This window comes from Dactylosporangium sp. NPDC000555 (assembly GCF_040300025.1).
GTDB lineage: Bacteria > Actinomycetota > Actinomycetes > Mycobacteriales > Micromonosporaceae > Dactylosporangium.
Map to the genome: position 1 here is coordinate 63,151 of NZ_JBEPDB010000039.1, position 10,449 is coordinate 73,599.

At 72.2% G+C, this 10,449-nt stretch carries 10 protein-coding genes; 8 read left to right on the plus strand and 2 right to left on the minus strand.

Going from position 1 to position 10,449, the window contains the following annotated elements; translation table 11 throughout:
- The first annotated feature begins 291 nt into the window (after window positions 1-291).
- The 4 genes from ABT297_RS23210 to ABT297_RS23225 are packed head-to-tail and all read left to right on the plus strand — an operon-like array spanning window position 292 to window position 4,384.
- A complete protein-coding gene (locus tag ABT297_RS23210; RefSeq protein WP_350553082.1) occupies window positions 292-855 on the plus strand; it encodes a MaoC family dehydratase in 564 nt (187 codons plus the stop codon).
- Window positions 852-2,090, plus strand: a complete 1,239-nt coding sequence (locus tag ABT297_RS23215; RefSeq protein ID WP_350553084.1) for a CaiB/BaiF CoA transferase family protein — start codon at window positions 852-854, stop codon at window positions 2,088-2,090. Before ABT297_RS23210 ends, ABT297_RS23215 begins: the two co-directional genes overlap by 4 nt.
- Window positions 2,087-3,508, plus strand: a complete 1,422-nt coding sequence (locus ABT297_RS23220; RefSeq protein WP_350553086.1) for an MmgE/PrpD family protein — start codon at window positions 2,087-2,089, stop codon at window positions 3,506-3,508. The genes ABT297_RS23215 and ABT297_RS23220 overlap by 4 nt, the downstream gene beginning before the upstream one ends.
- 3 nt (window positions 3,509-3,511) lie before the next feature.
- Complete coding sequence (locus ABT297_RS23225) at window positions 3,512-4,384, plus strand: HpcH/HpaI aldolase/citrate lyase family protein (protein ID WP_350553088.1); 873 nt, start codon at window positions 3,512-3,514, stop codon at window positions 4,382-4,384.
- A gap of 90 nt (window positions 4,385-4,474) precedes the next feature.
- Here the strand turns inward: ABT297_RS23225 and solA are convergent, their stop codons facing one another.
- Together solA and ABT297_RS23235 are read right to left on the minus strand one after the other, a co-directional pair.
- Window positions 4,475-5,605: an N-methyl-L-tryptophan oxidase gene (gene solA / locus ABT297_RS23230; protein ID WP_350553090.1), complete on the minus strand. Its 1,131-nt coding sequence runs from the start codon at window positions 5,603-5,605 to the stop codon at window positions 4,475-4,477.
- Between the two features lie 105 nt (window positions 5,606-5,710).
- Complete coding sequence (locus ABT297_RS23235) at window positions 5,711-6,586, minus strand: LLM class flavin-dependent oxidoreductase (protein WP_350553092.1); 876 nt, start codon at window positions 6,584-6,586, stop codon at window positions 5,711-5,713.
- 132 nt (window positions 6,587-6,718) lie between these two features.
- Here ABT297_RS23235 and ABT297_RS23240 point away from each other — a divergent pair, with 132 nt between their 5' ends.
- The 4 genes from ABT297_RS23240 to ABT297_RS23255 all read left to right on the plus strand — a co-directional run.
- Window positions 6,719-8,293: an ABC transporter substrate-binding protein gene (locus tag ABT297_RS23240; protein WP_350553094.1), complete on the plus strand. Its 1,575-nt coding sequence runs from the start codon at window positions 6,719-6,721 to the stop codon at window positions 8,291-8,293.
- A gap of 4 nt (window positions 8,294-8,297) precedes the next feature.
- Window positions 8,298-9,251, plus strand: coding sequence for an ABC transporter permease (locus ABT297_RS23245; RefSeq protein ID WP_350553096.1), 954 nt, complete (start codon window positions 8,298-8,300; stop codon window positions 9,249-9,251).
- A 68-nt stretch (window positions 9,252-9,319) separates the two neighbouring features.
- Window positions 9,320-10,096, plus strand: coding sequence for an ABC transporter permease (locus ABT297_RS23250; protein WP_350553098.1), 777 nt, complete (start codon window positions 9,320-9,322; stop codon window positions 10,094-10,096).
- The coding region (locus ABT297_RS23255; protein WP_350553100.1) for an ATP-binding cassette domain-containing protein at window positions 10,093-10,449 on the plus strand (357 nt) is incomplete at its 3' end. The genes ABT297_RS23250 and ABT297_RS23255, both read left to right, overlap by 4 nt.

A 10,449-nucleotide genomic window follows, 5' to 3' on the forward strand; every position in this document is an offset into this window, starting at 1 on the left:
CACCCCCGCCCTCATGCTGCGGTTGACCTTGGCCGAGCGTAAAACATCAGAGGCTTTGCTACAAGCCTCCCACCAGGCCCGGATGCAGCCACTTCGTGCCCGCGCGTGCGCGCATCCTCCCGCGCTCCGGCGCCGGGCTTATGAGCTTCTGCCTGGTGAAACTGGACGTGGGACCCAAGCGCGTGGGCTCCCGGCCGAACACCTCAGACCGATGTTGCTGAGTCGTGATCATGCCTTGACCATTAAAGTCCGACCTTTTACGATCGGCAGCATCGAAGCAGGAGGTACGAGGTGGCGATCAGACCCGGGTGGCAGGGGCGGTTCTTCGAGGACTTCGAGATCGGCGACGTCTACCAGCACCCGTTGGGCCGCACCATCAGCGAGGCCGACAACACGTGGTTCACGTTGCTGACCATGAACACGAACCAGATGCACTTCAACGACGCCTACGCCGCCCGTTCGGAGTTCGGCCGCCCCCTCGTGGTGTCCACGCTCACTCTCGCGGTCGCGGTCGGACAAAGCGTCACGGATCTCACCCAGAACGCCTTCGCGAATCTCGGCTGGAACGACATCCGCTTGACCGCGCCCGTCTTCGCGGGTGACACACTGTGGTCGGAGTCTGTTGTCCTGTCGAAGCGGACGTCGTCGAGCCGGCCGCATGCGGGAGTCGTGTCGGTCGCCACCCGGACCGTCAACCAGGACGGCGTGCAGGTGTGCGCGTTCGAGCGCACGTTCTACGTCTACCGACGTGGCGCCGCGCCGCTGGACGGCGTCCGGCCGCAAACGGACGAGGGGTGGGCCGCCTCATATCAGCGGGGCGCGGAAACGATCGCAGACAACGGGGGTGCGCGGTGAAACCACTCGAGGACGTCCGGATCGTGTCGCTGGAGCAGTACGGTGCGGGCCCGTTCGGCAGCCTGCACCTGGCCGATCTCGGCGCCGAAGTGATCAAGATCGAGGATCCCCGGGTCGGCGGCGATGTCGGGCGATACGTGCCGCCGTATGCCGAGGACGAGCACTCGCTGTTCTTCGAGACGTTCAACCGCGGCAAGAAGAGCATCTCACTGGATCTTGGCACGCCGGAGGGCCGCGCGGTCTTCGAGGATCTCGTGCGGGTCAGCGACGTCGTCTACTCCAACCTGCGCGGCGACGTGCCGGCCAAGATGCGGATTCGGTACGACGATCTCAAGCATCTCAACCCGCGGATCGTGTGCTGCTCGCTCACCGGCTTCGGGATGACCGGGCCGCGTTCCGCCCAGCCGGGCTACGACTACGTCCTGCAGGGCCTCACCGGCTGGATGGACCTCACCGGGGAGCCCGACGGACCACCGACGAAGTCGGGACTGTCCCTAGTGGACTACTCCGGAGGCTTCGTGGCCGCGATGTCACTGCTCGCCGGGCTGCACGCCGCGCGCCGCGACGGGATCGGCATGGACTGCGACGTCAGCCTCTATGACGCCGCCATCGGGCTACTCACCTACCCCGCGACATGGCACCTCACCGCCGGCTTCACGCCGACCCGCACGAGGCATTCCGCGCACCCTTCGCTGGTGCCGTTCCAGGCCTTTCAGGCATCCGACGGCTGGCTCGTCGTCGGTTGCGCCAAGGAGAAGTTCTGGCAGCGGCTCGTCGTCGTCATCGGCCGCCCCGAACTGGCCGCCGACCCCCGCTTCATCGACTTCGCCAGCCGCTGGCAGCACCGTGACCACCTCGTCGCCCTCCTCGACGAGGTGTTCGCCACCCGGACCGTCGCGCAGTGGGTCGAGCTGCTGCAAGCGGCCTCGGTGCCGACCGCGCCGATCCAGAACGTCGCCGAGGCGCTGACCGACCCGCACACTGCGGCACGCGGCCTCGTCGTCGAGACCGAACACCCCGTCCTGGGCCGGGTTCGCAGTGTTGCCTCGCCGGTACGGGTGGGGGACCAGCCCGCGGGCTACCAGCGGGCGCCGCTGCGCGGCGAGCACGGCGAGGCGCTGCTGCGCGGCCTGCTTGGCTACGACGAGGCCCGGATGCGAGAGCTTGACCGCGCCGGCGCGTTCGGTGGCGAGTCACGCACGGGCGACGCCGAGCCGGAGGGTGCCGCCCGATGAACTCCACCCCACCGACCGTTGCGGCACGTCTGGCCGACTGGGCGGTCGGGCTGACCCTCCAGGACGTACCCGCCGGCGCACAGGGTGCGGCCTGCCGGCATCTCCTCGACGGACTGGCCGTCGCGCTCGGTGCGCTCGGCACGGGCGCGGCGGCGCCTGCCCTCGCGGTGGCCGGCGGACTCGGCGGCCCGGCGGAGGCGACCCTCCTGGGCACCGGCCGGCGGCTGGGTGCCCCGGCCGCCGCCTTCGCCACCGGCGCCCTGGTGCACGCCCTCGACTTCGACGACACCCACGCCGAGGGGCTGGTGCACGCCACCGCCGTCACACTGCCGGCGGCGCTGGCGGTTGGCGAACAGGTCGGCGCGACCGGCGCGCAGGTGCTGACCGCGGCCTTGGTGGGCTACGAGGTCACCTGCCGGGTAGCGGCTGCCACGCCCTACGGCTTCCACCAGCGAGGCATCCATGCCACCCAGGCCGCCGGCGTGGTCGGCGCCACGACCGTGGCCGCCCGGCTCATGGGGTTGGACGCCGCGACAACGCTGCATGCCATGGGCATCGCCGGCAGCAGCGCGGGCGGCCTGATGGAGTTTCTGCACACCGGATCCTCCACCAAGCAGCTGCACCCCGGCCTCGCATCGCACGCCGGCATCCTCGCCGCCCGGCTGGCCGCCGCGGGCGCCACCGGGCCGGACTCGGTACTCGACGGCGCGGCCGGACTGTGGGCGGCGCTGTCGGACCGACCCGCCGATCCCGCCCGTGTGCTGCACGAGCTCGGCCAGACCTGGGAAGTCACACGAGTCACCATCAAGCCGTACCCGGCGTGTCAGCTCTCGCACGCGACGCTCGACGCGGCCGCCGCCGTGCTCGACGAACTGCGCGCCGCCGGCGGTACCGCCGAGATCGCGGAGGTCGTCGCGTTCGTCCACCCGGACAGCGCCGCGATCGTCTGCGAACCCGCTGCCGACAAGGTGCATCCGCAAACTCCGTACGGAGCCAAGTTCAGCCTGCCGTGGAGCGTCGCGGCGCTGCTGGTCGACGGCTCTGTCTCGATCGGGACCTACACCGTCGCCTCGGTCCACCGGCCGGCGGTCGCCGAGCTCGCCGCCCGCGTCCGCACGGTGCTCGCACCGTCCCGCGCGGTGGCCGCGGATGCCGCTGGCCGCGTCGTGGTACGCCTGCGCGACGGGCGCGAGCTCACCGGCGAGGTGGCCAGCAGCCGTGGCGGGCCCCACGCACCGCTGGACGACCAGGCCATGCTGGCCAAGCTGCTGAGTCTGACGGGCGACTCACCGGCCGCGAGGCAAATGGCCGCGACCGTGCACGCGCTCGCCGACCTGCCCGACCTGACCGGGCTGCTGGACGTGGTCGCCCGCGCCGCGCGGACCCCGATCCGCACGCAGCCGGGGCCGGGGGAGTAGCGGATGACCACCCCGTCGACCGCCGAACCGCGCTCGTATCTCTATGTGCCGGGCGACCAGCCGCGGATGCTGGCCAGGGCGCTGGACCGGGGCGCGGACGCGGTCATCGTCGATCTGGAGGATGCGGTCGTCCCGGCCGCGAAGGTCGCGGCTCGCGCGGCCGTCGCCGGGTGGCTCCGATCGCGTCCCCCGCGCCCGGATGTCGAGGTGTGGGTACGGCTCAATTCCGGCGCGGCCGGTCTCGAGGACGCCGCGGCTGTCGTCTGGCCAGGTCTGGCCGGCGTCATGCCCGCCAAGACGCAGTCGGTCGCGGACCTCGTCGCGCTGGACGCCGCGCTGCGCGATGCCGAGGCCGGCGCAGGGCTGCCGACCGGCCGGGTGGCCGTGATCCCGATCCTGGAATCGGCCGCGGCGATCCTGCGCGCGTCGGGCGTGGCCGGAGCACCGCGGGTTCAGCGGCTGCAGGTCGGTGAGGCCGACCTTCGGGCCGACATCGGGCTGCCGGCCGGCGACGGCGAGCCGGAGCTGCTGCACGTGCGCAGCCACGTCGTGCTGGTCAGCGCCGCATGCCGGTTGGCGCCGCCCATCGGGCCGGTCTCGACCGATTTCCGCGACCTGGCCGGTCTGCGCACGTCGACGCTGGCGCTGGCGCGGCTCGGCTTCGCCAGCCGGGCATGTATCCATCCCGCTCAGGTCGCCGTGGTCAACGACGTGTTCACGCCGGCACCGGACGAGATCGACCGGGCCGGTGCGCTGGTGGCGCGATTCGAGCAGGCGGCGGCCGCGGGCGACGGGGTTCTGCTCGACGACGCCGGCCGGATGGTGGACGAGGCGGTGGTCAGGCAGGCTCGCCGGCTGCTCGCGCGGCTACGGTGAACAACGACTCCGTGACAGCGGCAATCCTCAGGCCGGCTGTGTTCCGTGGTCGAGAGCGTGGTCGACGCGGCCACAACGGTGCGGGTCCTGTCAGCGGGCGAAGGCGAATCGCCGGTCCGGGCGGGTGCCGTCGAGGGCGAGGTCGGCGAGGACCCGTCCGATGGCGGGCACGAACTTGAATCCGTGGCCGGAGAAGCCTGTCGCCACGACCACGGGGCCGTGCCGGTCCAGGACGAAGTTCTCGTCGGGCGTGGTGGTGTACGTGCAGCTGATCGGGGCGAAGTCATCGGGGTCGACGCCGGGCAGCCATCGGCGTGTGTACTCGCGCAGTGCGGCCAGCTGGGCGGGCTCGGGTGTGAAGTCGCGGCGGTCCGGGTCGACCTCGGGGCCCACGCCGTGGAAGCCGACCTTGATGCCCTCGCCCGGGGTGGCCAGGCCATAGATGCCGCCGTAGAACGCGCGGGCCTCCGCCGATCCGTCGGCGAACCGGTGACCGAAGCTCGGCCAGCTCTCCTCGGCCTCGCGGGCGGCGAAATGGGCGGGTTGCTCCTGGGTGACCCGCAGCGGTGGCAGCGGGGCGAGCCCGCCCAGCAACTTGCTCGCCCAGGCGTTGACCGCCGCCACGACCCGGCGCGCGCGATAGCTGCCGCTGTCGGTGTGGACGAGGACCGTGTCGTCGCCGAGCACCTCGATCGCGGTCACCGGCGTCGAGTGCCGCACGGTCGCGCCCGAGTCCGCCGCGGCGGCCTGCAGCGCGGCGACCGCCCGGTCGGCGTGGACGCGCCCGCTGTCCGGGTAGAACAGCGCCGGCGTGGTGAACCGGATGCCCGGCCAGCGTTCGGTGGCCTCCTGCGGCGTGAGCCAGCGGTGGGGCACGCCTGCGGCGGCGAGCCCGTCGGCCAGATCGTGCAGGAAGGGGTGATCGCCGTGGTCGACGCCGCCGGTGATCGTGAGCAGCCCTGTGCCGGTGACGTCCTCGAGCTCCCGCCACAGCCGCTGGGCCTCCCGCGCGAGGCCGATGTGCACGGGATCGGGATACGACAGCCGGAAGATCCGGGATGCGCCGTGCGAGGCCCCGTTGGTGTGCCCGGCGGCGAACCGCTCGAGCAGCACCACGCCGACGCCCCGGCGGGCCAGCTGCCACGCCGCCGCCGAACCCATCGCCCCGCCGCCCACGACCACCACGTCGACGTTGTCCGCCGTACCTGCTGTGCCTGTCATCGCCTCAGCCCAGGATTCGTGCGGCCCCGAAGCCGCTGGTCTGGGCAACGATAGAGGCCCGCCTGGTGAATGTCTACTAATCCCATAGGGTTGGATCGAAGCGGGTCACAGCAGTCGCTCGGCGATGGCATCGACGATCTCCGGGTCCTCGGTGAGGACCGGGTCGCCCGGGCGTGGGTCGTGGAAGACGACGTCGGTGAAGCCGAGCCGCTCGTACCGCCCGACGAAGTCCTCGAACGCGTCGACGCTCGCGAGGGGCCGCTCCTCGGTGCTGCCGACGAGGAAGTAGCGGTCCAGTGATGCCGGGTCGCGGCCGAGGGCGGCGCACCGCTCGTCGAGGATCGCGGCCTGGTTGCGGACCGCCGCCTCCGTCGCGGCGGCCGACTGGTCGGTGGCGTTCGGGTCTCCGTAGGTGATCCACGCGTCGCCGATGCGGGCCGCCAGGGACAGCGCCTTGGGGCCGGCGGCGGCGACGGCCAGCGGCAGGCGCGGCCGCTGGACGCAGCCGGGGATCATCCGGGCCTCGTCGACGGTGTAGTACGTGCCGCGGTGGTTGTAGGCCGGTTCGCGCAACAGGCCGTCGAGAACCTCGACGAACTCGGTGAATCGCTCGGACCGCTCCCGCGGCGTCGGGGCCGGGCCGCCGAGGACCGTGGCGTCGAAGCCGGTGCCGCCGGCCCCGACGCCGAGCGTGAGGCGCCCCCCGCAGATGTGGTCGAGGGTCATCGCGTCCTTGGCGAGGGTGGCCGGATGGCGGAAGTTGGGGGAGGTGACCATCGTGCCGAGCCGGACTCGGGAGGTCGCCGCCGCGAGCCCGGTCAGCCACGGGATGCTGGCATGCCACGGCAGGTCGCGGTATCGCCGCCAGGAGAGATGGTCATACGTCCACAGGTGCGCGTATCCGAGCGCCTCCAGGTGTCGCGCCCGCGCGACGCTCTGCGGCCAGGGGTCGGCGGGGAGCAGCAGGACACCGATGCGCACCGCACGATCCTATGCGGTGCGACCTGGACGCCGGTGATCCGTGCCGCCGTTCCGCGATGTGGGACGATGCCATCACATTGATGTTCTTAATCCTACTATATAGATAGAGAAAACAGTCTTTTGGGGGTGGCCGTGGATCGTCGTCAACTCTTGTCCGGCATCGGGGCGAGCGGCCTGGCCGCGCTGCTCAGCGCGTGTGGGGTGGGCGAAGAAGCGGAGGGCGGAACGGAGGGGTCGGCGTCGGGCGGGCCGCCGAAGCGGGGCGGGACGCTGCGCGCCGGTTCGCCGCCACCACCGACCGCGGTCGATCCGGTGACGATGTACGACGGGACGGCGATCGCGATCGTACAGCTGGTCGCGGAGTACCTCATCTGGCTCGACAAGGACTTCAAGCTCGTCCCGCGGCTCGCGGAGTCGTGGCAGTCCGCCGACGGCGGGAAGCGCTGGACGTTCAAGCTGCGGCCGGGCGTGACGTTCTCCGACGGCACCCCGGTCGACGCCGAGACGGTGAAGGCCTCCTTCGACCGGCTCCTGGACCCGGGGAGCAAGTCCGCGGCCCTCTCGGCGTTCGCCACCGTGCTCAAAGCCGGCGGCGTCAGCACCCCGGCCCCGGATGTCGTCGAGTTCGCCCTCGAGCGGCCCTTCTCCGACTTCCCCTACCTCGTCTCGGCCGGCAACTACAACGCCGTCATCCTCAAGCGCGACTACGCCGGCGACTTCACCAAGGCCGGGATCGGCACCGGGCCGTTCGTGCTCAAGTCGTACAACGCCTCGACGGGCGCCGCCCTGGTCCGCAACGAGCGCTACTGGGACCCGGGCCGGCCCTACCTCGACGGCGTCGAGATCAAGTTCTACGCCGACGACCAAGCCGACTTGCTCGCGTTGCAGGGCGGTGACATCGACGTACAACTCCTGAGCCGTGCCGCGCTCGCCCAGCCGCTCGCCGCCACCGGCGCCATCGACCTCGACACGGTCAACGGCACCGGCGTCACCGTGTTGACGCTGCGCACCGACCTGGCTCCCTTCGACCGCAAGGAGGTGCGCCAGGCGATCGCCTACGCCCTGGGCCGCCCCGCCATCCTGCAGTCGATCGGCAGCGGCGTCGGCGACCTCGGCAACGACCACCTGCTGGCGCCGCTGTTCCCGGCCGCACCCACCGACCTGCCGCAGCGTGCGCTGGACAAGGCCAAGGTCGCCGAGCTGCTCAAGGCCGCGGACGCGACCGGCCTGCGCTTCACGCTCACCTTCGAGGCGCCCGACAAGGACTACGCGGTCACCATCCAGAACCAGCTCAAGCAGGCCGGCATCACCGTCGAGCTGGACCAGCGCTCCTCCAAGGACTTCTACGGCGGCGACCAGACCAAGGACACGCCGTGGCTGTTCACCCCGGCCAACCTGGTCGCCTGGGCCGGCCGTGCCGTGCCGAGCCAGCTCATCATCCCGATGGTGAAGTCCGGCGGCACATGGAACGGCTCCAAGTACGCCAACCCGGCCCTCGACGCCGCCGCGGACGCCTACGACACCGCGACCACCGACGCCGCGCGCAAGGCGGCCGCTGCGACCGTGGCGAAGATCCTGCACGAGGACGTGCCGCTGGTCATCACCTACTGGTCCGGTGCGGTCCGGGCGTACCAGGGCAAGAAGTTCCGCGGCGTGCAGGCGCATCCCGCGCAGTACGTCGACTTCGGCTCGGTGTCGAAGGTGTGAGCCGATGCGGACCTTCCTGCTGCGCCGCCTCGCCGCCGTGCCACTGACCCTGGCCGGGGTCTCGATCCTCGTCTTCCTCGCCACCGACGTGCTGCCCGGCGACGTGGGCCGCACCGTGCTCGGCCGGGAGGCGAGCGCGGAGGCCGTCGCGCTGTACAACCGGCGGCTCGGCCTCGACGACCCGGTATGGCTGCGCTACGGCCGGTGGCTGGGGCACTTCCTCACCGGCGACTGGGGCACCTCCTACACGTTGCGGGAGCCCGTCGCCGCGCTCGTGCGCGACCGGCTCGTCGCCTCGCTCACGCTCGCCCTGTTCGCCTTCGTGCTGCTCGTCCCGGTCGCGCTGGGCGCCGGCCTCGTGGCCGGGGCGCGCCACGACACCTGGCTCGACCGCGTCATCAGCGCCACTGGTCTCGCGCTGGGCGCCACTCCCGAGTTCGTCACCGGCGTGGTGCTGCTGGTCGTCTTCTCCGTGCGGCTGCGCTGGTTCCCGGTCTCGGCCCAGGCGGGCCCCGGCGACGGACCGCTCGCGGTGCTCGGCCACCTCTTCCTGCCCGCGTTGTCGCTGGTGCTGCTGTGCACCGGATACGTGGCCCGGCACGTGCGGGCGAGCACCATCGCCGTCGTCGACGGCGGCTATGTCCGGGCCGCCAGGCTGCGCGGGATGCCCCCGGCCCGCGTCCTCTCCCGCCATGTGCTGCGCAACGCGACCGTTCCGGCCACCAGCGCGCTCGGCGTACAGCTGCAGTTCCTCCTCGGCGGGCTCGTCGTGGTCGAGCTGCTGTTCAACTACCCCGGGCTCGGCGCGCTGTTGCTGCAGTCGGCCGTCGACCGGGACGTGCCCACGCTGCAGGCCGCCGCGATGGTGCTCGGCCTGGCCTACCTGACGGTGACACTGCTGGCCGACATCGCCTATCGTCTCCTCGACCCGCGGGTGCGCCTGGCGGTGACGGCGTGAAGAGCCCTGTGTCAAGCCCTGTGTCAAGCGTCCGGCCGCACGCCGCGCCGCGGAGCCGGGCAGGTCTTGTGCCGGTCGCGGTGATCCTGCTGTGGGCCGTGGTCGCCGCGCTGTGGCCGCACCTGGCGCCGCACGACCCCGCCCTGCAGGACCCCACGCTGCGTTTCCGGCCGCCCGGCCCCGGGCACTGGCTGGGCACCGACCAGTTCGGCCGGGACGTGCTGTCGCGGGTCCTCGCCGGCGCCCGGCCGGTGCTCGTCGTGGCGCCGCCGGCCACCGCGCTCGGCGTGCTGGCCGGGACGGCCGTGGGGCTCATCAGCGGCACCGTGCGAGGCTGGTTCGACGACATCGTCATGCGGGTCCTCGACGCGGTCATGGTGTTCCCGACGGTGATCGCCGCGGTGCTGTTCATCGCCCTGCTCGGCCGCTCGCCGCTGGTGGTCGTCCTCGTCGTCGGGGCGGCGTTCGTGCCGATCGTCGCCCGGTCGGTGCGCGCCGCCACCCTGGTCGAGCGGGAGAAGCCGTACGTCGACGCGGCCCGGTTGCGCGGCGAGCCGTTGCCGTCGCTACTGGTCCGCGAGATCCTGCCCAACATCCGGGCCACGGTGCTGGTCGAGGCGACCACCCGGCTCGGTGACGCGGTCTTCGCCGCCGCGACCCTGTCGTTCCTGGGCCTCGGGCAGCCACCGGGCTCGCCCGAGTGGGGCGCCGCGGTGTCCGACAACCGCGTCTGGCTCCAGGTGGCGCCGTGGACCGTCCTCGCGCCGGCGCTGGCCATCGCCTCGCTCGTGGTGGCGGTCGCGCTGCTCAGCGACGCGCTGCGGCACCGGCTGGAGGCGCGGTGACCGCCGGGCTGCGGGTCGAGGCGCTGTCCGCCGCCTACGGTTCGGCGACGGTACTGCACGAGGTCTCCTTCGCCGTCACACCGGGCGAGACGTTCGGGGTCGTCGGCGAGTCCGGCTGCGGCAAGTCGACCCTCGGATACCTGCTCGGCGGGCACCTGCAGCCCGGCGGGCGGCACACCGGCGGCCGGGTCACGGTGGACGGCACCGACATCCTCGCGCTCGACCCGGCTGGGCTGCGGCGATGGCGCCGCACCGGCATCGCCTTCGTGCACCAGGACGCGGCTGGCGCCCTCGACCCGACGATGCGGGTCGGCGCACAGCTCGGCGAGGTGCTGCGGCTGCGCGGACTGGAC